At 62.5% G+C, this 22,658-nt stretch carries 18 protein-coding genes and 3 pseudogenes; 8 read left to right on the top strand and 13 right to left on the bottom strand.

The window, feature by feature from the left end; all coding sequences use genetic code 11:
* Positions 1-41: 41 nt before the first annotated feature.
* Together NMG80_RS04735 and NMG80_RS04730 are read left to right on the top strand one after the other, a co-directional pair.
* Positions 42-1,055, top strand: coding sequence for a substrate-binding domain-containing protein (locus NMG80_RS04735; protein WP_254017064.1), 1,014 nt, complete (start codon positions 42-44; stop codon positions 1,053-1,055).
* Positions 1,056-1,590: 535 nt separating this feature from the next.
* Positions 1,591-2,820: pseudogene (locus tag NMG80_RS04730) on the top strand (relaxase/mobilization nuclease domain-containing protein); the annotation flags it as partial.
* A gap of 334 nt (positions 2,821-3,154) precedes the next feature.
* Here the strand turns inward: NMG80_RS04730 and NMG80_RS04725 are convergent.
* The 10 genes and pseudogenes from NMG80_RS04725 to NMG80_RS04680 all read right to left on the bottom strand — a co-directional run bounded on the left by NMG80_RS04725 (position 3,155) and on the right by NMG80_RS04680 (position 12,670).
* Entirely contained in the window at positions 3,155-3,475 is a 321-nt protein-coding gene (locus NMG80_RS04725; RefSeq protein ID WP_254017063.1) for a hypothetical protein, read from the bottom strand.
* Positions 3,476-3,534: 59 nt separating this feature from the next.
* Positions 3,535-3,741: a dihydrodipicolinate synthase family protein gene (locus tag NMG80_RS04720; RefSeq protein ID WP_254017062.1), complete on the bottom strand. Its 207-nt coding sequence runs from the start codon at positions 3,739-3,741 to the stop codon at positions 3,535-3,537.
* A gap of 664 nt (positions 3,742-4,405) precedes the next feature.
* Positions 4,406-4,620: pseudogene (locus NMG80_RS04715) on the bottom strand (transposase); the annotation flags it as partial.
* 125 nt (positions 4,621-4,745) lie between these two features.
* Positions 4,746-6,149, bottom strand: a complete 1,404-nt coding sequence (locus tag NMG80_RS04710; protein WP_254017061.1) for an NAD(P)H-dependent oxidoreductase — start codon at positions 6,147-6,149, stop codon at positions 4,746-4,748.
* A 39-nt stretch (positions 6,150-6,188) separates the two neighbouring features.
* On the bottom strand, positions 6,189-7,706 hold the full coding sequence (locus NMG80_RS04705) for a tripartite tricarboxylate transporter permease (protein WP_254017060.1): 1,518 nt from the start codon (positions 7,704-7,706) through the stop codon (positions 6,189-6,191).
* 26 nt (positions 7,707-7,732) lie between these two features.
* Positions 7,733-8,215: a tripartite tricarboxylate transporter TctB family protein gene (locus NMG80_RS04700; RefSeq protein ID WP_254017059.1), complete on the bottom strand. Its 483-nt coding sequence runs from the start codon at positions 8,213-8,215 to the stop codon at positions 7,733-7,735.
* A 63-nt stretch (positions 8,216-8,278) separates the two neighbouring features.
* The gene (locus NMG80_RS04695) at positions 8,279-9,274 is read right to left on the bottom strand and encodes a Bug family tripartite tricarboxylate transporter substrate binding protein (RefSeq protein WP_254017058.1); all 996 of its coding nucleotides are present in this window, start codon (positions 9,272-9,274) and stop codon (positions 8,279-8,281) included.
* Between the two features lie 153 nt (positions 9,275-9,427).
* Entirely contained in the window at positions 9,428-10,447 is a 1,020-nt protein-coding gene (araD1, locus tag NMG80_RS04690) for an AraD1 family protein (protein WP_301942608.1), read from the bottom strand.
* Between the two features lie 15 nt (positions 10,448-10,462).
* Positions 10,463-11,635 carry an L-rhamnonate dehydratase gene (locus tag NMG80_RS04685; protein WP_254017057.1) on the bottom strand — a complete coding sequence of 391 codons (1,173 nt, stop codon included), beginning with the start codon at positions 11,633-11,635 and terminating at the stop codon, positions 10,463-10,465.
* A 30-nt stretch (positions 11,636-11,665) separates the two neighbouring features.
* The gene (locus tag NMG80_RS04680; protein WP_254017056.1) at positions 11,666-12,670 is read right to left on the bottom strand and encodes a 4-hydroxythreonine-4-phosphate dehydrogenase PdxA; all 1,005 of its coding nucleotides are present in this window, start codon (positions 12,668-12,670) and stop codon (positions 11,666-11,668) included.
* Positions 12,671-12,833: 163 nt separating this feature from the next.
* Between NMG80_RS04680 and NMG80_RS04675 the strand changes: the two genes are divergently transcribed.
* A complete protein-coding gene (locus NMG80_RS04675; RefSeq protein WP_254017055.1) occupies positions 12,834-13,553 on the top strand; it encodes a FadR/GntR family transcriptional regulator in 720 nt (239 codons plus the stop codon).
* A gap of 233 nt (positions 13,554-13,786) precedes the next feature.
* Here NMG80_RS04675 and otnC read toward each other — a convergent pair whose 3' ends face one another.
* Positions 13,787-14,452: a 3-oxo-tetronate 4-phosphate decarboxylase gene (gene otnC / locus NMG80_RS04670; RefSeq protein WP_254017054.1), complete on the bottom strand. Its 666-nt coding sequence runs from the start codon at positions 14,450-14,452 to the stop codon at positions 13,787-13,789.
* Positions 14,449-15,462 carry a LacI family DNA-binding transcriptional regulator gene (locus tag NMG80_RS04665; protein ID WP_254017053.1) on the bottom strand — a complete coding sequence of 338 codons (1,014 nt, stop codon included), beginning with the start codon at positions 15,460-15,462 and terminating at the stop codon, positions 14,449-14,451. Before NMG80_RS04665 ends, otnC begins: the two co-directional genes overlap by 4 nt.
* A gap of 214 nt (positions 15,463-15,676) precedes the next feature.
* Between NMG80_RS04665 and NMG80_RS04660 the strand changes: the two genes are divergently transcribed.
* From NMG80_RS04660 to otnK, 4 genes are all read left to right on the top strand, one after another.
* Positions 15,677-16,990: an MFS transporter gene (locus NMG80_RS04660; protein WP_436798543.1), complete on the top strand. Its 1,314-nt coding sequence runs from the start codon at positions 15,677-15,679 to the stop codon at positions 16,988-16,990.
* 65 nt (positions 16,991-17,055) lie between these two features.
* Positions 17,056-17,970, top strand: a complete 915-nt coding sequence (ltnD, locus tag NMG80_RS04655; RefSeq protein ID WP_254017052.1) for an L-threonate dehydrogenase — start codon at positions 17,056-17,058, stop codon at positions 17,968-17,970.
* A 13-nt stretch (positions 17,971-17,983) separates the two neighbouring features.
* A complete protein-coding gene (gene otnI / locus NMG80_RS04650; protein WP_254017051.1) occupies positions 17,984-18,796 on the top strand; it encodes a 2-oxo-tetronate isomerase in 813 nt (270 codons plus the stop codon).
* Positions 18,793-20,067, top strand: coding sequence for a 3-oxo-tetronate kinase (otnK, locus tag NMG80_RS04645; RefSeq protein ID WP_254017050.1), 1,275 nt, complete (start codon positions 18,793-18,795; stop codon positions 20,065-20,067). The genes otnI and otnK overlap by 4 nt, the downstream gene beginning before the upstream one ends.
* A gap of 236 nt (positions 20,068-20,303) precedes the next feature.
* Here the strand turns inward: otnK and NMG80_RS04640 are convergent.
* Positions 20,304-20,939: pseudogene (locus NMG80_RS04640) on the bottom strand (ISNCY family transposase); the annotation flags it as partial.
* Between the two features lie 339 nt (positions 20,940-21,278).
* On the opposite strand from NMG80_RS04640, the gene NMG80_RS04635 reads away from it, so the two are divergent.
* Complete coding sequence (locus NMG80_RS04635; protein WP_254017049.1) at positions 21,279-22,646, top strand: recombinase zinc beta ribbon domain-containing protein; 1,368 nt, start codon at positions 21,279-21,281, stop codon at positions 22,644-22,646.
* Positions 22,647-22,658: the final 12 nt, after the last annotated feature.

Raw genomic sequence — 22,658 nt, 5'->3', positions numbered from 1 at the left:
AAATCGAGCGCGTGCCGCGGATGCCTGGGGAGGATTGAGCAATGGCGATCACTGGCCTTGGGCCGCATGGCGAACGCGCGGTTCCGGCCAACCAGGTCGGACTGTCGGACGCCGACGCCGACGCTGCCCGCAGCCGGCATTTCTCGGTCGCCGTCGTTCTGCACACCACGATGAGCGACTGGGCCAAGGAGGAACTCGCCGGGATCGTCGCCACGCTCGGTCGCTATGGTGCGGCCGTGGTCGAGGTGATCGACTGCGCTTTCGACATCGACAGGCAGATTTCTGAATTGCGGCGGCTTGCCGGCGAACCGGTTGACGCCGTGGTTTCCATCCCGATCGGCAGCAGCCGGGCCGCCGATGCCCATCGTGCGATATCGATGGCCGGAAAGAAACTTCTGCTGCTCGACAATGCTCCGACCGGCATGCTGCCCGGCAAGGATTATGTCAGCGTCATCTCTACCGACAATTTCGGCCTCGGGCAGATCGGGGCGGAGTTGCTGGCACCGTATGTCCCCCAGAACGGCAAGATCGGCGTCCTGGCCTATGGCGTGGATTTCTTCGCCACGCACGAGCGCGAGATTGCCTTCCGCAAGTGGATGGCATCCCATCGGCCTGACCTTTCGCTGGTGCGCAGCAAGTTCGCCGATGTGTCGCAGGCGAGGTCCGCAACGGCTGATTTGTTGCAGGCCAACCCGGATCTTGCCGGCCTGTTCGCCGTCTGGGATGTGCCGGCGACCGGTGCGGCCGCCGCTATCCTCGATGCGGGAAAGACCATCCCAATCACCACCGTTGACCTCGGCAACGATGTCGCGGCCGACCTTGCCGGCGGTGGTCTTATCAAGGGCATTGCCGCGCAACTGCCTTACGACCAGGGCGTCGCCACCGGCATTGCCACCATTCTCGGCCTGCTTGAGCGCCAGCCGCCGCCCTGGATCGCGCTTCCTGGCCTCGGCGTCACCGTCGCCAATGTCGTGGAAGCTTATCAGGTCGTGTGGCGCGCACCGGCTCCTGCCGCCTTGCTCAAGGCGCGAAAGCCGCGAAAGAACACGCCTTAGCCGCAAGGCCAGCGCGATAAAGACGCGCGAGAACGCCTAGTCGTATGCTGCCACTGCGTGGGTGCTGGATACATCATATATTGGAAGGGCGACAGAGTGATAGGCATCCGCCGCTGTTCGGCTCGCTCGAAGTGCTTCTTGGGCTAACCGCACCCTCTGGGATTAACAGCCCGAACTTCCGCTTCGTGAACGTCGCGCCATGGCTGGGCCGACAAACATTCGCTTGTCACCGCCGTGATGACGATCGCGGGCAGTGGCAGAGTGGCAACCTGTGAACCGTGCTCGGGCGTTTTAAAACCACGCGCGGCCATGCCACTCGTCCAGTCGCCGAGTTCCACGCGCGAAGCTCGCCGGTCGTCATCCAAGCCATTGACATGGCTTGTCTTTCGGCGTGCCTGTCGGTCGTGACGCGTGCTGCAATCGAGAATTTTGGTAACGATTTCAATACAATTTCCGGCACTGCTCGCCTAATGCATTCATTGGTGAGATGCCAATGAGCTAGGGCGACAGCGACTTTCGCGTCCGGCCAGGACGCATCCGCGGCACCCGCGCGCCGAAGGCGAAGAGCTTCATCAACCAGGTGCTGCGGGCTGCCAAGCGCGCCGGCCATAGCGCGTCCAGCTCGGCGCCGAGGAGCGGCCGCTCGCCCGTTCTCGGCCGCTCCAGTTTCGGGCGTGGCCGAATCAACTTCAGTCGGAACCGGCTCTTCTCTTCTAGCCGACGTGTCATCGTCGCCGCGCGGAGTGCCCGGCATTCGGGCCGCGCTTTCCGCTCCGCCCCTTTGTCCGCACACCTGTCCTATCTGAAGCGCGACGGCGTGACCCGCGACGGCGAAAAGGCGGTGATGTTCGACGCTGGCGGCGACCGCGCCGATGACGTAGCCTTCGCCGAGCGCTCCAAGGACGATCGCCACCATTTCCGCTTCATCGTCTCGCCCGAAGACGCCGGCGACATGACAGACCTGCGCGCCTTCACGCGCGACCTTGCAAAGCAGATGCAGGCCGATCTTGGCTCCCGACTTGATTGGGTCGCTGTCGATCACTGGAACACCGACAACCCGCACATCCATCTGCTGGTACGTGGCGTCGATGACACCGGCGCGGATCTTGTGATCTCGCGAGATTATATCAGCCGTGGCCTGCGCTCGCGCGCCGAGGAACTCGTGGCGATCGAACTCGGACCACGACCCGAGCACGAAATCCGCAACGCCCTGGAGAAGGAGATCACAGCCGAGCGCTGGACGCGGCTTGATGTGGAGATCCGTATCGCTGCCGACGAGACCGGGTACGTCAACCTGCGCCCCGCGGCGATTGGCGCCGCCGATCTCGAGATCCGCCGCCTGATGATCGGCCGGGTCCAGCACCTGGAGAGGATGGGCCTTGCCACCCAGGTAGGTCCCGGCGAATGGATGGTAGGCCTTGAGGCCGAGCGCTCGCTGCGGGATCTCGGCATGCGCGGCGACATCATCAAGACGATGCACCGCGCATTCACCGACCGCGGCCAGGATCGCGGCGTCGCCGACTATGTGATCGACACGGGCACGACAGGCGCGCCCCTCATCGGGCGGCTGGTGGACAAGGGGCTTCAGAACGAGCTGAGCGGCGAAGCCTACGCCGTGATCGACGGCACCGACGGCCGCGCGCATCATGTCCGCTTCCGGGGCATCGAGGCGTTCGAGCACGCGCTGCCGATTGGCGGCATCGTCGAGGTCCGCCGCTTCGGCGCGGCGGAGGACGAGTCTCCGCCGAATGCTCTAGCGATAAAGTAACGGTTCGAGGGGCGATGGTGCACATTCTCATGCGGCCAGGAGCCTGGCGCAAAGGACGCTTGCCAGCTACGCGACCAATCTGCCCTCCCTGATGCAGGACAGGCTCCCTTCACGACGCAAGTACACACCCTCCCCCAAGGAAGTCGAGTTTATTGCCGTTCATAAGGGGGCGTAATCGCGCCATGAACGGACATTGGTCATGCTCGGGTCAGGACGAGCGTGGCTCCCGATAAGGAAAGCCATGAGGGCCAGAGGCTGCCGCAGCGCTCGATCAGGGAGATATCGGCCGCCGCGATAACCCCACCGAACGCCGCCCGTTGCGCGCCATGATTCACCTGTGCTGGCGAAAGATCCATTCGCGGATAGGCTCAATCGTGTAGGCGACGCGCCAGGTGTTGCGGTGCCCGCTTGCCCCGGCAATGGCCTCTCCCTCGGGTATGACGGAGCCTTCGCGGAAGGCGACGTAGTTGATCGGACTGCTTTCGGCGTCGATCTCGTTGAATGCCGTGCGGAACTCTTCCGCGCTCCATCTCGCGTCCCAGACGGCACGGCTGACCCTGGCGCGTTCCTGCTCCAGGACCTCGGCGACGGCGTTCTGCCCCAGGTGGGTTCGAGTCCAGAACGCAAGAGCAAAGTGACTCGAAAAACACAACAAAATCAACAGTTAAACATTTTGGTGGGCCCCCGGAGGATGTGTCAAAAGCTTTGATTTCATTGACTTTTTCGTGGGCCAAAATCAAAAGTGAAGCACTGGCGCGCGTGCACGACTATGTAGTCGGCGCCTGCGCGCTCGGCATGCTTCGCCAGATCCATCACCACATCGATATTCTGGTCTGAACAGGACATGATGGTTTGAGCGCGTCCCGCGGCCGCATCGATGGCGATTTCCAGACTGCGTTTTCTCTCCTCGACGGACATGGAGAAGAACTCGCCTTGCTTGCGGCGATGAAGAACCCGTCAATTTGCAGATCGCTGATCCAGTGCTCAAAGTTTCGGCGCATGCCGTCCTCGTCGATCGAGGAGTCGGGCTTGAACGGCGTGAGCGCGGCCGCCCATATGCCACGCATCGTCCGGCGTGAATGATTCTTGGCGTCCTTCTTCGTGTATTTCATACGACCCTGCGCACGTCCCTTAGTGCTTCCGAGCCAACACCACGGCGACTTATATCTCAATCCGACATATTCCTATTAGTTAACATCAATTTCATATGGATCAGAGGCCCCGCGGCCATGCCGTCCCGCCTAGAAGCGTGCTTTTCGACGCTCAATTGGCAGTTTTCACTGCCGCTTCGACCGGCTGATCAAGCCCGCTCTGTGATCACTTGAGCCCATCGGTGCGATTATGCAGTTTAGGCGGTAGACGTTTCTGAGAATGTCCGCAAAGGATCAAACCAGGCTGTTGCGTAAGTCTCGGCGCGTCGGCAATTCACGCTCAGCCGGCACTGCATTTGGTACTGCATCTCGGATTGGGTCTTCTTAATTGAGTTTTATTAACTTTTGTGAATGCTCCACCGCCTAAAGGCGGTGGCTTCGGTTAGGGCTCAAAGCCGGATCGGTCCGCCGCTGGCGGACTGGGTGCCAACTCAGGTAACGTTGAAGTCGTCATCGGGCCGGGCGGCGTCTGGTTCTTGATGTACTCGACCCACATCTCGTCCGTCACATTGCCACTGGTGGCAACCCAATATCCCCTCGCCCACAAATGCTGCCCCCAGTAGCGCTTGCGCAATATTCCGAACTCGCTCAGCAGTTTGTGCGAACTGCGCCCCTTCAAGTGTTGCACGGCGCGCGACACCGACAGACTTGCCTTGAGCAGGTTGAATGCCATTCCTCGACCCATGAGCCCGACGCCGGCTATTCCGATTCGCTCCCCCCATCATTGCCGTGCGGAACGCCCCTGCCCTTTAGCCGCCGGCCGAGTGGCTGCTACGCTTCAGCTTCCCCCTTCGGATCAAAAAAATGAGTGTCCTGCTCTCTGCGCAGCGACAGCAACACCGATGCAGGCTCCACCTCGAGGTCAGCCATCATGATGTGCTGTCCCGCGGCAACCGGCCGGACGAGCCGCCGGTTGGCCGCTAGATAGAACGGCGCCGGCGAGTCGGCGGCCAAGGGTGCTGCCGGTACGATCTCGGAGGAAACGCCTACCATCTCGTGATGATGACCGCCCATCGCCAGACGGTGACCGGCGGGCAGGTGCATATCGGCACGCGCGACGAGATCGACGCGTTGCCGCGGTTCGACGCCGCCACTTGACACACCGTGGATCCCAGCTTCCAGAATACTCGTCGCAGCCTCGAGCCCCAACAGATGGCGCGGCAAGAAAATCATCGCGGTCGAGCCGTCGCGCCCAAGCACGTGCCCCTTCTCTTCCAACATCTTCCATGTCGGCGGGTCGTCGCACCGCACCACCACAAACACGCCCCCGGCGAAGCTCACCTCGTCGGGCCGGCGCAGGCAGTGGAAGACATCAAGGCGGCGCGGACCCGAAAATAGGCCGCCTTCAGAGGTCAGATTGAAGAAGCTGGGCACTTCGCCGATGCGCGCGATCGGCGCATGAAGCGTCGGAACGTCCGGATCAAGCTCCACGGCGTTGGCCACAACGCTGAGCTCGCACAGGTCGGGAACGGCCCTTTGCGTGAATGCCGCGGCGATCTTCGAGCGGCGCCTTGCGATCTCCGCGCAATCGCGGTCACCCAATGTCAAGACATCGGCGAACTCCGGCAGTGGGATCGCGTGCCCGTTGCTCGACAGCGTGCCCCTCGCCGGATCAAAGACAAAATCATATTCGCTGGCTTTCCCGGCCGCGAGTATACCCAGGCCAAGCGTTTCCGCCCAGCTCACCAGCCCGATGAGAAGGCTCGGCTGGTCACCATCGACCGGAGTCACCACCAGGCCGCGCTTCCTGGCCGCGACGGCGAGGCCCGGGCCGACGACACTGTCTACCTCCTTCGAAACGAGCGCTACATGGCGCCCGGCCTCGATCGCCATGCGCGCGTGTTCCGCTCCGGCCTCAGGTTGTCCGGTGGCTTCCACCACCACGTGCACCGGCAGTCCGACGACGCATGACAGATCGGCGGATGCTATGAAATCGCCAGCCTTCCAGGCTGCCTCCGCCTCCGCGAATGTCGAACAGATGCGGATGCATTCTTTCGCAACGCCGACGGACGCCAGTGCTGCGGCGGCAGTTTCGGCATCCCTGTCGACGGCGACGCGCACGCCCATCAAGGGCACGTGCAGTCCTTGGGCGAGAAAGCTCCGGCCGAAACCCCCGGTGCCGACGATCACGGTTTCGACGCGCCGCGCGCCGGAAAAGTAGGAGTGATAGTTCATCACAGCATAATCCGTGAAAAGAGGCCGAGCATGTGGACGCTACTTGACAAGCGGCTCATCCACCTCGGTCCGCCTCAGGCGCGTGGCGAAGCGGACAAGCTGCGGCACGGCGACCAACGCAAGCGCCAGCGTGATGATGGAGCCGACCAGCGGATTCGACCAGAAGACCAGGACCGAACCGTCGGACATGATCATCGACTGGTGGAAGGCATTCTCCGCTTTGTGCCCAAGCACCATGGCGAGCACCAGTGGCGCGATCGGATATTGCAACTTATTGAAGACGTAACCGACAATGCCAAACGCCAAAACCAGCCAAAGATCGAAGGTGGCGCTGCTTACTGTATAGGCGCCGACGAAGCAGACGGCGACGATCATCGGCCCGATGATGGCGAAGGGGATGCGTAGCAGCGCTGCAAACATCGGCACGGTGGCGAGCACCAGGATCACGCCGACTATGTTTGCGACATACATGCTGGCGATCAGCCCCCAGACGAAATCGGGCTTGGTGGTGAACAACATCGGCCCCGGCGTCAGGCCCCAGATCATGAGCCCGCCCATCATGACAGCGGCGGTGGCCGAACTCGGCACGCCGAGCGCGAGCATCGGCAGCATGGCGCAGGTGCCGGCCGAGTGGTCGGCCGTTTCCGGGGCGATGATGCCTTCCGGTCGTCCTGTTCCGAAAGGCTTGCCCCGCCGCGACCATTGCCGGGCAATGCCGTAGCTCATGAAGGATGCGGCGGTGGGGCCGCCCGGTGTGATGCCCATCCACGTGCCGACGAGGCAGGAGCGGATCAGCGTCGCGTAATAGCGCGGCAGTTCGGCGATCGTGCGGAAGACGTCCCGCAGGTCGACGCGCGAGCTCACGCCCCTGAATTTGAGGCCGTGCTGGATCGTTATCAGGATCTCGCCAATGCCGAAAAGCCCGATGACAACGACGAGGAAGCTGATACCGCCGATGAGTTCGCTAATGCCGAAGGTCAGCCGCAGCGAGCCGGTGATCGTGTCCATGCCGACCGACGAAAGGGCCAACCCGAGCAGGAGCGAAACCGCGGTTTTGGCGGGCGCGGCACTTCCCATGCCAATGAAGGCGCAGAAAGCGAGAAAGTAGACCGCGAAATATTCCGGCGCGCCGAAACGCAGGGCAAACTCGGCTGCCCATGAGGACAGGAGCGTGATGACGATCACGCCGACCAGCGCGCCGATACCGGCCGACATGAAGGCGAGCGTCAGCGCCCTGGTGGCTTGTCCGTCTCGCGCCATCGGATAGCCGTCGAAGGTTGTCGCCACCGAGGACGGCTCGCCCGGGATGTTGAAGAGGATGGATGTCGTCGATCCGCCAAAAAGGGCGCCCCAGTACATGCTGGCTAACAGGATGATCGCGGAGACCGGTTCCATGCTGAATGTGAGCGGGATCAGGAGAGACACGCCGTTAGGAGCGCCGAGCCCAGGCAGCACGCCCACCACGAGCCCTAGCAGCACACCAACCACCATGATGGCGATATGGCTCGGCGTGAGCGCAATCTGGAATCCATCGAGTAAAAGTCCAAAATTTTCCATCACCAGTCCTCCCCTGGGTCGATCGCTCAGTAGATGCCGAACAAGGGCTCAAGCGGCCCTTTGAGCAGCGGCACCTTGAACATGAGTTCGAAGACGACAAAGAGAGCCACGGCAAAGCCGCCGCCCAGCAGCGCCGCGAAATGCGGCCGGTAATTGCCTTGGCGCCAGGCGGTATAGAAGAGATAGAGCGCGGCGCCGACATAGAGGCCGAGGAAAATCGTGAGAATCACAAAAGCGGCCATCGGTCCAAAAAATCTCGCGAGGCGGATCGCATGCCGCCTTTCGACGAAGAGTTCCTGGTCACCTCGCTTGGCAAGCAGCGCGTACACCCCGTTGTAGCTGCCGAGAAGTGCCAGAAGCACCCCGATATAGAAGGGAAAGTAACCTGGCTCGGGACCCGATTCGCCCCAACCGACCCCAAGCTCGAGCGAGCCGAGGGCCGTCACGGCGCCAGCGAGGCAAGTCAGACCCGCAACGACAAGCTCCATGTGAAAACGTCTGATGACCATCGCTAGCCTCCCGTTCGAGTTGTGATCCGGCACGGCGAGCCGTGCCGGATCTTTGTGCCGGACTTACTGGACCAGCCAGCCCTCGGCCTTGAACACTTTGAGCGCGTTTTCTTCGCTCTTGCCGATGAAATCCTTGAACTCCGCGCCGGCGAGGAAGCGACCGGTCTGGGAGGTCTTGGCCACGTATTCCTTCCATTCCGGCGTCTCGGTGACCTTCTTCAGCAGATCGGAGTAGAAGGCGAGCGCGTCCTGCGGCAATCCCGCCGGAGCCCAAACTGTCCGCGGCATCTGGTAGGATTCGATCGGCAGGCCTGCTTCCGCGCAGGTCGGAATGTCATCCCATCCCATGTCGCCCTGAACGGGTTCGCCTCCGGCCATACGCTCGGGGCTGAAGACGCAGAGCGGCCGGATCGCGCCGCCTTGCCACTGACCGAGATTCTCGTTCGGGTTGTTTACGTTGGCCGCGACATGGCCGCCCGCGAGCTGCACGCCTACCTCGCCGCCGCCGTTGAAGGGCACGTATTTGAAGTCCGCACCCGTCTCCTGTTCGATCAGCGCGACCAGCGTCTCGTCGGTGTCCTTGGATTGGCTGCCGCCAAACGGAACCTGGCCCGGGTTCGCTTTGGCCGCATCGATGAAGCTCTTTGCATCCTTGTATTCGGAATCCGCCTTGACCCAGATCAGGAATTCGTCGAGCGCAAGCGCCGCGATCGGCTCCAGATCCTGGCTGGTGTAGGCGAGCTTGGCGACATGCGGCAGCAGATAGACGTTATTCGTGGCGAAAATCAGCTTGTGCGGATCGCCAGCGTTGCCCTTGGCGTAGATGAATGCTTCGGCGCCGCTGCCCGACCCCTTGTTCAGAACAACGATTGGCTGGTCCATCAGGTCGTGCTTGGTGATGATCGCCTGGATGGTGCGGGCGAAATTGTCGGTCCCGCCACCGGCCCCGGACGCGACGACAAATTCGACTGGCCTTTCCGGCTTCCACTCGGCGTAGGCTGCGGCGGTTGAGAGCAGCGTTATCGCCGCCGCCAGAATGATCTTGGTCTTGTGAAGCATGGTATTTCCTCCTGGTTTATAGTGATCGTCTTTGCGAAGCTGGAGCGGTCCTCTTCCGTACCATCGGCTTGCCTTCGACGAGCCTCGCGCCCACAACCCTCATGGTTGCTTTCTGGGAGCGACCTCGCCGGTTTTCAACGGACCGCGGGAATGTTAGAGCGCACGCACGCCGATCGGCCCTTCTGCGCCTCTTGCGCGTTCCACTCGGTTGCGCAACGGCCGGCCGAAGCCGGGTGCCTCGATCTCAAAGATGTCTTCGTCCTTGGCGCGGAAACCGTCGGCGAAGCTCAACGTCGCAGTACCTAGGAAATGGATGTGGACGTCCCCTGGCACGCGATTGTGGACATATTTGAAATGGTGGTGCTCCAGATTGGCGAGGCTGTGAGACATGTTGTCCTCGCCGGTCAGGAACGGCTTTTCCCAAACAACTTCGCCACTGCGGCGCACCCGGCTCGTACCGCGGATGTCTCCCGGAAATTCTCCGACGACCAGCTCCGGTCCGAAACTGCTGTCCCGGAGCTTGGAGTGGGCGAGGTAGAGGTAGTTGCGCTTCTCCATGACGTGATCGGAGAACTCGTTGCCGAGTGCTGCGCCGATCCGGAACGGCGTCCCGTCGGGGCCAATCCAGTAGGCGAGCGCCAGCTCGGGCTCCTCGCCACCGTCCTCGGCGTAGCCGGGCCAGCGCAGCGGTCCTTCCGGTGCGATGATTGTATGCCCGTTGCCCTTGTAGAACCATTCGGGCTGCACACCCACTTTTCCGTTCTCAGGCCGCCCGCCTTCCAGGCCCCATCGAAACATCACCATGGAATCGCTTGGCCTCCCATCGCGGTGATCGGCGTATTCCTGGTGCATTTGGTCGCGCGTAGCTGCGCTGCCGAGATGCGTGAGCCCGGTGCCCGTAATATGCATGCGGCTTGGTTCTGGATGATCCACCGGCGGCAGCAAGCGGCCTTCCGCGATGACGGCCGCATAGTCGATCGAGCGCGGCGATGTTCGCGCCAAAACCATTTCCGCCAGTGAACGCCCGGCGAAGACAGCTTCCTCGGCGAGATCGATGACGCGCCGCGCTCCGTCGACAATCGCGAGGCCGGCCCCATCGGCTGAAGCAAGCGCGACCGAACGTTCGCCATTGGCGTCGATGAACTGAACAAGCCTGATCGAATGCCGGGTCATGTCTACCTGCCTCGCCTATTCGATCACGTTGAACGAGCCAAGATGCTCGTCGCTCAGTTCAAGCCCGAGACCCGGCCTATTGTCGTCGAGCTGAAGAAAACCGTTGTCGGGCTGCGGCTCGCCCTTGAAAATGTAGTAGAAGAGTTCGTTACCGACCTCGACATCGTGAACCGGGAAGAATTCGGCCATCGGCGACGCCGTCGATGCCATGGTCAGATGATAGTTGTGCATCTGGCCCGCATGCGGGACCACCGGAATCTGGTAGGCTTCGGCGAGCGCGTTGATCTTGCGCGCCGCCGAGATGCCGCCGACGCGGTTGGTGTCGTACTGAATGACGTCGAGGGCACGGCGGTCGAGCAGTTGCTGGAAACCCGCGAGGGAGAATTCATGCTCCCCGCCGGAAATCGGGACGCGGCCGAGCTTTCGTAATTCGGTGTAGCCTTCGATGTCGTCGGCGATGACTGGCTCCTCCAGCCAGCGTATGTCGTAGGCTTCGAGCTTGGGCAGCATCCGCTTGGCATATTCGAACGTCCAGCCCATGTAGCATTCGCACATCAGGTCTCGGTCCGGACCGATGACGTCGCGCACGGCCGCGACCAGCTCGAGATTCTTGCGCATGCCGGCCGGCCCGTCCTTCGGGCCCCAGCCGAAGCGCATCTTGACGGCGTCGAACCCCTGGTCGACATAGCTCTGCGCCTCGGCGCGCAGCGCCTCGATCGGCTGCCCGTAGAGTTTCGAGGCGTAGCAGCGGATTCTCTCTTTGGTGCGGCCGCCGAGCAGCTTAAAGATCGGTTTGCCGACTTCCTTGCCCATCAGGTCCCACAGCGCGATGTCGACGGCGCTGATCGCCGTCATGCCAATGCCCTTGCGGCTCCAGGCATGGGTCTTCCGGTACATCTTCTGCCAGAGATACTCGGTATCGAACGGGTCTTCCCCGATCAGCATCGGCGCGTAATAGTGGTCGATCGCCGCCTTGACTACGCGGGGGGCAAGCGCGGCATTGCCGATGCCGATCGTGCCGTCCTCGGTCTCGACCTCGCATACCAACCAGCCATGGAAACGGAAGCTGCCCATGCTGTCGCCGCGCTCATAGAGTATGTCGGCGGCATTTGTGCAAAAGTTTGCCGCGGGAGGCGTCACCTTGCCTTGCCACTCGAACACGCGGGTACGGACGCTCTTGATCTTCATATTTGGTCTCAACGCTTGTGTGGAAAGACTTCAGGCTGCTGCCAGCCCGCGGCGGCGCGCGGCGGACATGGTCACGCAGATGTCGAAAGCCGCCTGCATGGCTCCGACGTTGGCCTCGCCGTGGCCGTAGATATCGAAAGCCGTGCCATGGGCCGGCGTGGTGATCGGAATGGGCAAGCCGCCGTGGACCGTCACGCCGCGCGAAAACCCCAACAGCTTCATCGCGATCTGGCCCTGGTCGTGATACATGGTCACGATCGCGTCGAACTCCTTCGCGCGAAGGAAAATCGTATCGGCCGGGAAAGGCCCGACGGCCGGATAGCCCAGCCGCTTCGCCTCTTCGATTGCCGGTTCGATGATGTCGATCTCCTCGCGCCCGAAGCTGCCACCATCTCCATTGTGCGGATTGAGCCCGCAGACGGCGATCCGCGGGGCGACCTTCCCCGAATTGACCAAGGTCGAATGCGCCAGCGCGATGCCTTCAATCACACGCTCCCTTGTGATCAGGCCGGCCACGTCCTTGAGCGCGACGTGGCTGGTGACGCGGCTGGTCCATAGATTGTCCAAAACGTTCAGTTCGCCATGCGGTCCGGTGACCTTAAGCAGATCGGCGAACCACTGGCTTTCGTCCTCCTGCTTCAGACCGGCCTGATGCATTGAGCTCTTGTTCAGCGGCGCGAACAGGACACCCTCGGTGACGCCGCAGGTGGTCAGTTCGATCGCTTTGAGAAGGGTGTCGAGGCTGTAGGCGCCGCCATGGGCGGTGGCCTTCGCCCGCTCGAACGGCGTCTTTGATTCGCCGCGGAAATTCCACAGCACAACACCGTCATTGGCCAGGCGATCGGGCTGCTTGTCTGTGACGCTATAGTCGAATCTCCGGCCGGCGACCCGCATGCCTTCCTCGACCTCACCGCGATCAGCAACCAGAAGCACCGAGGCCTTGTCGAGATTGCCCCGATTTCCAAGGAGCTTCGCGACCAGTTCCGGGCCGATGCCGGCCGGATCTCCGACCACGAGCGCAAGACGTGCTTTCATTCCAGGATCCTCCACTGTCACGACATCGGTCGCGTCCTGATGAGCTCATACAAACAGAACGGTTTTAACTTGTCAACTGGTCCGGCCACCGAACCACTAGACCCGCGCGGGAATTGTTGCTACATAAAGGACCGCGATCGATATGAGCGGGAGGATTGGCCTTATGGACACAGCCATTAATCTCAACGACCTCAAAGCCGGGCTTTCGAGGCGCCCGCTCCGCGAGCAAGTCAGCCAGCGGATCGCCGCCATGGTGCAGTCAGGCTTGCTGCGCGAAGGCGACGAGCTGCCAAGCGAGCGCGAATTGGCCACGACCCTCGAGGTGAGCCGGGAATCGGTGCGCGGCGCGCTCCAGATGCTTGCAGCGATCGGCATGGTCGAGATATCGCAAGGCAGCCGCACACGCGTGATCGGCACCATCGGCTTTCCGCTATCGGACCACGGCGCGGGCAAGACCGGGACGCGTCGGTCCGCCCACGAAGTCTATGAGGCGAGACGCGTCGTGGAGTTGCCGACTGTTCGCCTCGCCGTAGAGCGGATTGATGATGCCGGAATACAGCGCCTGAAGCGCCTGGTCGACGCGCAGCGCGAAATGACCGACGATCCGGTCCGCTTCCAGATTTCCGATGCCGAGTTCCATGACGTCATTTATAGGGCCGGCGGAAACCCTCTCCTCGCCGAATTCCTGCACGAAATGTACTCATTCGGCCTCGAATTCCGCCGCCGCGTACTCGTGGCGAAAGGAGCCGTATCGCTCAGCTTTCAGGATCATGTGCAAATCCTTGACGGCTTTGAGCGGCGCGATATAGCTGCCGCCGTGGAAGCGATGGAGAGTCATCTTAACCGAATCCATCGCACGACGCTGGACGTGATGAACTCCTGACCGACAAAAGCGCCTGTTGGATCGGCTGGAGTCTCAGCCATCCCTGGCGAGATGCTGGTCGGGCAGGAAGCGGTCGCGGGCGGAGGAGCGTTCTTTGCGCCGTCGGGCCTGCGGCCAGAGCGACACTTCAGCCAGGCTTGTCATCGCTCGGGAGAGTGACGTCGACCGTGCCGCCCGGCTGGCCGCCGCAGCTTTCAATCGTTAACCAGCTGCCGAGCGCTGGTTGCAGCGGCTTAGTGGTTATGCTCGCCATGCTCCGGGAGAGTGAGCCCAAAAACCCGGACCAGATCGCTGACCTGCTCCGGCGACAGGTAGCGGGGGTTGAGGCCGCGCAACAACAGATAGAGTTTTGCACTCTCTTCCAACTCTTCGGTGGCAAACACCGCCGCCTCGAGCGACTCGCCCGCGACGACAGGACCATGGTTGGCGAGGAGGACCGAGGAATAGCGCCCGGCGAGGCCCTTGATCGCTTCGGCGACGGCCGGGTCTCCGGGGCGAAAATAGGGGACCAGTGCGGTCTGGCCGGCGCGCATGAGATAATAGGGCGTCATCGGTGGCAGCACCGCCTTGGGATCGATTTCGGGCAGCATGGTGATGGCCACCGCATGGCTCGAATGCAGATGCACAATGGCGCGGGCCCCTGCCCTGGTCTCGTACAGAGCGGCGTGCAGGGGAATTTCCTTGGTTGGGGGATCGCCCGAGACCAGTTGTCCTTGCGCGTCGAGTCGGGCAATGCGGCCGGGATCGAGAAACCCCAGCGAGGCATTGGTGGGCGTGACGAGCCAGCCCCCGTCGTCCAGCCGCAGGCTGATATTGCCCGAAGATCCCGGCGTCAGCCCACGCTCGAACAGAGAACGCCCGAAGCGGCAGATCTCTTCCCTGAATGTCGCTTCGGTCATGTCGTGGCTCCTTCGATCAGCTCGAACCCAAGATCAATCCTGGCCGGCGGCCCCTCCGAACACACGAGCCGAGCTCCGTTCTCGCCGACGGCGACGCGTGGCGTCAAAATGGTCGAGAGCGGTTGAGGAGCGCTCCGCGCCACATCGAGGCCGTTAAAGCCGAAAATGGCCATTTGCCCGGGAATGGCGATCCCTCGGGCGAGGCAATGGAAATAGCCGCCGATCGCCATATCGTCATTGGAGAAATAGACGGCATCGAGATTAGTGCCACGCTCCAACAAGCGGGCCAGCCCGTCGCGCCCGGCTTCAATTGAAGACGAGGCGGGAATGATTTCTTGCGCGGCGACCTTCAATCCTGCCTCCTCCAGGGCCGACCGAAATCCCGCGAAGCGTTTGGCGGCGCGCAGATCGCGGCTGAGATCGTGGCCGACATAGCCGATCTGCCGATAGCCACGCGACACCAGATGCCGCCCACTTGTGCGTCCCGCCTCGCGGTTGGAAAAGCCGACCACGATGTCGATCCCCTCGCCGTCTGTATCAAGCAGTTCGGCGACCCGAATGCGAGCCTGCCGCAGCATGGCGCCGGTGCGCTCCGTGTGTTCGAGCCCCGCCACCATCATGCCGGCCGGGCGCCAACTGAGGAGCGACTCAATCAGACTCTCCTCGCGTCCCTGATCGTAATCGGTCACCGCGACAACGGGCTGGAATCCCGCCCCGACAAGCACCGTATTGGCCCCGCGCAGCACGTCAGGAAAGACGATGTTGCTGAGCGATGGAATGACGATCCCGACGAGCTTGGACCCTGTCGAGGCCAAGGTGCCGGCGATGCGGTTCGGCACATAGCCGAGGCTCCTGGCGGCGCTCAGAACGCTCTCGCGGGTTTTTTCCGAGAAGGAGCCGTGCCCGCGCAGCACGCGCGAGGCAGTGCTTTCGCCAACGCCAGCCGCGCGCGCGACATCGGTGAGGGTCATCGCCCCCGTTCGCATGCCCTCGGCTGCTTCGTCGACCATTCCGGTTTTCCATTCGACACATACGTGTCCCGCCGATTTGACCGGCTTACCCTGTTTGCCACGTCTCAACCCGGTATTCAAATAATTTATGGCAGCGCTGCCATATTTCGTTTGGCAGCGCTGCCATTCCTTGCTATCGGGAAATGGAAGCGCTGCCAAAAGTGAAGTTAATGGCGCGAAACCGGCGAAGAACGCCCCTCAAGGGAGGAATGGAATGACGGTGCTCACCCCAACGCTGCCGGCTGAAACAATGGCAGCAATCGAGACCCGAAGAATCGCCTACAGCAAGGTCTTCTGGCGCATCGTGCCGTTTCTGATGCTGTGTTACGTCGTCGCCTATCTCGACCGCGTCAATGTCGGCTTCGCCAAGCTCGACATGTCCGCCGATCTCGGCTTCAGCGAAACGGTCTACGGCCTCGGCGCCGGCATCTTCTTCATCGGCTATTTCCTATTCGAGGTGCCGAGCAACGTCATCCTGCACAAGGTCGGGGCGCGCATGTGGATCGCGCGCATCATGATCACCTGGGGTCTGATCTCGGCAGGCTTCATGTTCGTCGAATCGGCTCCCATGTTCTATCTCCTGCGCTTCCTGTTGGGCGTCGCAGAGGCAGGCTTCTATCCAGGGATAATCCTCTTCCTGACCTACTGGTATCCTTCGCACCGCCGCGCCAAGATCATCGCTGTCTTCATGTCCGCAATTCCGATATCCGGCATCTTCGGCAACCCGCTTTCCGGCTGGATCATGGATTCGTTCCACGGCGATAGCGGCCTTGCCGGCTGGCAGTGGATGTTCCTCATCGAGGCCGTTCCCGCCGTCCTGCTCGGCATCGCCGTCTTCTTCTTCCTCGACAATGGCATCCGTGACGCCAAGTGGCTGAGCGAAGCGGAAAAGCGGGTGCTCGAAGAGGAGATCGAGCGCGAGGAACGCCACAAGGAGAAAGCGCATTCGGTCGCCGGGGTATTCCGCGACGGCCGCATCTGGCTGATGTGCCTCATCTATTTCTGCTTCGTGATGGGACAATACGGGCTGACGTTCTGGATGCCGACCCTGGTCAAGGCGACCGGCGTCACCGGAAATCTCAACATCGGGCTGATCAGCGCCATCCCATTCATCTGTGCCGTCGTTGCCATGAACCTGTTCGGTCGCAGCGCCGACTGGCACCGCGAGCGCCGCTGGCACCTGGTCGTGCCGGCGCTGCTCGGAGCCGTCGGCTTCATCGTCGCCGCTACGTCCTCAGACCCGACGATCGCCATCGCCTTCCTGTCGCTGGCAGCGGCCGGGGCGATCACCTGCGCACCGCTCTTCTGGTCTTTGCCGACAGCCTTTCTGGCGGGAACCGGCGCCGCAGCGGGCATTGCGCTGATCAATTCGGTCGGCAATCTGGCCGGCTTCGTCAGCCCTTACCTTGTGGGCTACCTCAAGGACCTGACCGGGACGACGCACGTCGCCATGTACGCGCTCGCCGCCATCCTCGTGGCCGGCGCGATACTGGTGCTGACGACGCCGCCCAAGCTGGTCAACAAGTGACCCGACCGAAGCCAAATGGAGTTTCCATGATGACCGTTAACGCTGTGCAAAAGGAAAACCCCGTGATGACCACGGCGACCCAGGTCGCAGTGATCGGCCTCGGCTCGATGGGGTTCGGGATGGCCCAGTCGCTGCAGCGCGCAGGGTTCGAGGTGACCGGCTTCGATGTCGATGACGCTGCCGTTACGCGTTTCGTCGCCGAAGGCGGGCGGGGCGCCTCCACCCCCGCCCAGGCGGCTCAGGGTGCGGATGTCGTGGTTTCGGTCGTCGTCAACGCAACACAAACCGAAGCCATCCTTTTTGGCGAGCATGGTGTTGGCGAGACACTGCCTGAAGGAGCCGTCTTCGTGTCCTCGGCCACGATGGACCCCGATCTCGCACGCAAATTCGCCGCCCGCTTGGAAGCGACGGGACGGCTCTATCTCGACGCGCCAATCAGCGGCGGCTCGGTCCGGGCCGCCGAAGGCGCCCTCACCATTCTCGCGTCCGGCAGCCCTGCCGCGTTCGCAAAGGCGCGCCCGCCGCTCGATGCCATGGCTGCCAAGGTCTACGAACTGGGCGAAGAGCCGGGCGTCGGCGCGGCTTTCAAGATGATTAATCAGCTGCTCGCTGGCGTGCACATCGCCGCAGCGAGCGAAGCCATCGTGTTTGCCGCCCGCCAGGGGCTCGACCTACGCAAGGTCTATGAGGTGATTACGGCTTCGGCCGGCAACTCTTGGATGTTCGAGAACCGGGTGCCGCACGTGCTAGACGGAGATTACACGCCTCGCAGCGCGGTCGACATCTTCGTCAAGGATCTCGGCATCATCCAGGATATGGCCCGCAGCGCGAAATTCCCGGTGCCCGTGGCTGCGGCCGCGCTGCAGATGTTCCTGATGACCTCGGCGGCCGGCATGGGGCGGGATGACGATGCCTCCGTTGCCCGGCTCTACGGGCGGATCACCGGCACCGATCTGCCTGGTGAAACGAAAACCGATTAGGACGCCACCGACCATGCCCCGCTTCGCCGCCAATCTTACCATGATGTTCAACGAGTGGTCGTTCCTCGACCGGTTCGATGCGGCCGCCGAGGCCGGTTTCACTGCCGTCGAGTTCCTCTTTCCTTACGAGCACACGCCGGATGCGATTGCCGAGCGCCTCATGAGGAACGGCCTGACCCAGGCCTTGTTCAATCTGCCGCCTGGCAACTGGGGCGCCGGCGAGCGTGGCCTTGCCGCCTTGCCGGGACGGTTTGACGAACTCAAGGCCGGGGTCATGGCCGCGCTCCCTTACGCCGAAGCGACCGGCGTCAAGCGCCTCCACATCATGTCCGGGCTAGGCTCCCGCGACGACCAGGGTGTCTTCGAGGCCTATCGGAACGCCGTCATCTGGACGGCTGAGAAGCTTGCCGCGCGCGGCATTGATCTGGTCATCGAGCCGATCAACGGCCGCGACATGCCGGGCTATTTTCTCAATGACTTTGCGTTCGCGGAGCGACTCATCCGCGACCTCGAGCTGCCCAATCTCAAGCTGCAGTTCGACATCTACCACCGTCAGGTCCTGCATGGGGATGTCACAGTAGCTCTACGGAGGCTGTTGCCGATCGTCGGCCACATCCAGATCGCAAGCGTGCCCTCAAGACACGAACCTACCTGCGAAGAACTCAACGATCGTTTCATCTTCGCGGAGTTGGACCGGCTGGGCTATGACGGTTTTGTCGGCTGCGAATATCGGCCCAGGGCCAAGACGCTTGACGGGCTCGGCTGGTTCGCTCCTTTTGCCGGGGAGCGCGACCGGTTCTCAAAAACCACTGGAGCTATCCTATGACGTTCGCCCTTGGCTGCATCGCGGACGATTACACCGGTGCCTCGGACCTCGCGAACACGCTGGCCAAAGAGGGCTTGCGTACGGTTCAGACCATCGGGATTCCATCGGCCGACCTGCAGCTGCCCGACGTCGACGCTATCGTCATCTCGCTGAAAATCCGCTCGATCGCCGCGTCCGAAGCGGTTGAGCGTGCGCGCGACGCCGACAAATGGCTCCGCACCCGCGGCGCGGCACACGTGATGTACAAGATCTGCTCGACCTTCGATTCCACGGATGCAGGCAATATCGGCCCGGTTCTCGATGCCTTGCGCGCCGATGCGGGTCAAACATCGGTGTTGGTAACGCCAGCTTTTCCCGCAACCGATCGCACCGTCTACAAGGGCAATCTCTTTGTCGGTGCGGTTCCGCTGAATGAGAGCCCGCTGCGGGATCATCCTCTCAATCCCATGCGCGATGCCAATCTGGTACGGGTGCTGGCTCGGCAGACTACCGGGGCGGTTGGGCTCGTGGAGCTCGCTACCGTTGCTCGGGGAGCTGATTCGATCCGCACCAGACTAGAACAGCTTTCTGCCAGCGGGACCGGAGCGGCTATCGCCGACGCCGTCTTCGAGACCGACCTTGAAGCAATCGGCACGGTAGCATTAGCCCAACGTCTGTCAGTCGGAGCATCCGGCTTGGGATTGGGTCTCGCCCGTGGCCTGATCGCCGCCGGCGCCGTGCGACGATACGAACGGTTAACACAGGCCCAGCGGATTGGTGGTCCCGCAGCGTGTCTCGCCGGCAGTTGCTCGAGCGCGACGCTGAAACAGATTGCCAGAGCCGAACAGACGATGCCGGTACTGAGGCTCGATCCGGAAAATTTGGTGAGCAAGCCTTCGGAGACACTTCGTGCCCTCAATTGGGCGACGGAGCATATTGCCAGAGGCCCGATTCTGATCGCCAGCAGCGCTGCGCCCGACGCGGTTTCGAGGCTCCAGGCCCGCTACGGGAGGGAGGCGTCTGGCCATGGCATAGAGCAGTCCCTAGCGACAATTGCCGAGGGCCTGGTTCAACGGGGGGTGCGCAGACTGGTCGTCGCGGGCGGCGAGACATCTGGCGCAGTCGTCGATCGGCTCGCCATTCCCGCGTTCGAGATTGGCCCCGAAATTGCCGCGGGCGTACCGATGCTGCGGACATTCGGAGGGCGGTACGGCGAAATGGTGCTGGCCCTTAAATCGGGCAATTTCGGCGGCGAAGGCTTCTTCGCGGACGCCTTGGCCATCATGGCGTGAGGGTGCCATATGGCGCTCATAGCAGCACATGATTGATCGAGAATGGGGTGCGCTAGTTTAGGTCAACGGCGGCTATGGATTCGTTCCTGCGCTCACTTCGGGCTCAGGATTTGCTCTTGAGTTTCGGTCCCAACGTTTGGATGATCTGACGAGCGTCTGCGACTGCGACGATTATGATCTGATCGCCGCACGCTCTCTGTGAGTGTCAGATCGACTTTGACGGCCTGGCTCTCGACCTTGGCTACGGGCATTCTGGCAAACGCCTGCTCACGCCGCAGGACGACCGCGGGGTCCTTTGTGAAATCCGCCTTCCGGCCGGGCTTGCGGCCCCGCTTCACATAGCCATTGCTCTGGCTGCCGTCGGGAATGCCGAACATGTGGTTCGTCTGTCCGGTGCGCCGCGGCCCGCGCTGGCTGCGATGAAGCTCCCGGCCAGCCTGCATCTGGGCGACCAGGTCCAGGGCAGCATCAAGTCGCTTGTTCTCGACAATCTCTGATCTATGAACCGAACGCAGCTTGTCGAAGGTTCTGTAGGGCAGGGCAATGCCATCGTGCATGACCTCGAGGCGACCGTCAGGATAGTCGCAGACGACGACCTTTTTGCGGGCAAGCCGCTTCGCGGTATCGGTCGGGTCGAGAATGAACAGCACCTTGTCGTAGCGCAGCGTCAGGGCCTGAGACAGCGTGCGGACCTCCTTGCGGCACATGGCGCCGTCCAGATTCTCATGATCGGCGAGGGGGCGGTGCATATCCTTCGGATTGCGGGGTTCCTTGCCGAAGCGAGCGTTGAAGTCCGCCATGAACTCGGGCGCATAGGCATTGGCCGCTTCGATCGTGCTGATGTCGCGCAGGCGCAGTTCCTTCACAAGCCGGCTCTACGATCCGGCCTATTTCAACGATCGCATGCTGCTCGGGCTGAAGGGCACGATGAGCGAGGCCGAACTGCACATCCTGAAGTCGCGGCTGCAAGGCGGCATTCTCAACAAGGCGCGCCGCGGCGAGCTCGAGATGCCGTTGCCGATCGGCTTGGTCTACACCCCTGACGCGCGGGTCGTGCTCGATCCCGACCGACAGATCCAGAACACGGTGCGGCTCCTGTTCGATACCTTCCGCGAGACCGGCTCGGCCTGCGCCGTCGTGCGCCGCCTGCGCGGCGAGAAGATCCTCTTTCCCCGGCGTATCCGTCGCGGCATCGGCAAGGGCGACGTCCTGTGGAGCGAGATAGACCATTCCCGCGTGCTCCAGATTCTGCACAACCGCGATATGCCGGCGCATTCGCCTATGGGCGCACGCGCACCGCCTACAATGCCAAGCTCAAGTCCGTGCAGCTGCGCGTGGCGAGATCCGACTGGCAGGTGCTTATACCCGACGCCCACGAAGGCTACATTTCCTGGGCCGAGTACGAGCGCAATCAGACTACCCTGGAACAGAACGCCGCCGGCTTTTCACCTGGCCTGCGCGGACGCATGCCCCGCCAGGGCAGCGGTCTGTTGCAGGGACGGCTGCTGTGCGGCCGCTGCGGTGCACGCATGCGCGTCCATTACGAGCCATTCGAGGGGCGGCTGCGCCCGTATTATGTCTGCAACGAAGCCGTCGTGCGGCACGCCGGCAAACATTGCCAATGGGTGCGCGGCGCTCCAGTCGACGACGCGGTGAGCGCACTCCTGCTGGAGGCGATGGCGCCGGCAGCGATCGACGTCGCGCTTGCCGTGCAGCAGGAGATCACCCAGCGCGTGGAGCAGGCCGCGGCCCTGCGCGGCACGCAGCTGCAACGCGCCCGCTACGAGGCTGAACTGGCCCGCCGGCGCTACCTGAAGGTCGATCCGGATAACCGCCTGGTCGCCGACGCGCTGGAAGCCGACTGGAACGCACGGCTGCGCGACCTCGACGCACTCCAGCGCGAGCACGAGCGCCAGAACGAAGCCGACCGCTCGCTGCTGGATGAGCCAGCGCAGAAGCGCATCAGGGCGCTGGCCGCCGATTTCCCGCGCATCTGGAACGACGAGCGCACCGGTGCCGTCGAACGCAAGCGCATGCTCGGCCTTCTCATCGAAGATGTGACGCTGCTCGTCGACGAGCAGGTCAACATCCATATCCGCTGGCGCGGCGGGCGCACGCAGAGCCTGTCGGTGACCAGACCGCGGCCCATGTCAGTGATACGCAAGACGCCGGCACAGGTCGTGGCGTTGATGAATGAGCTGCTGGAGACCGCCAACGACCAGCAGATCGCCGCCCGCCTCAATGAACTCGGGCATCGCAACTGGCGCGGCGAACCCTTCACCCTGAAGAAGGTCATGCTCGTGCGCCGCACCTATGGATTGAAGAACCGGTACGAACGGCTGCGGGAGAGCGGAATGCTGACCGGCGAGGAAGTAGCCCAGCAGCTCGGCGTGTGCGCCTCGACCGTTCACCAACTCGGGCGAAAGGGCATTCTCAAGCGCAATCGATACGCAACCAACCATCGATACTTATACGAACCGCCGGGCAACGTCAGACTCGAAAAAGGCGCCGGCAGTCGATATGGTGGTCGTCCGCCCAGATTAATTGTCGCTCAACAACTCCAACAAGGTGCATCGTGATGCCTGCTCCTT

Origin of the sequence: Mesorhizobium escarrei (genome assembly GCF_935825525.1) — a bacterium.
Classification (GTDB): Bacteria; Pseudomonadota; Alphaproteobacteria; order Rhizobiales; family Rhizobiaceae; genus Mesorhizobium; species Mesorhizobium escarrei.
Note: the sequence above shows the minus strand (reverse complement) of the source record. Positions and strands in the feature narration are given on the sequence as shown.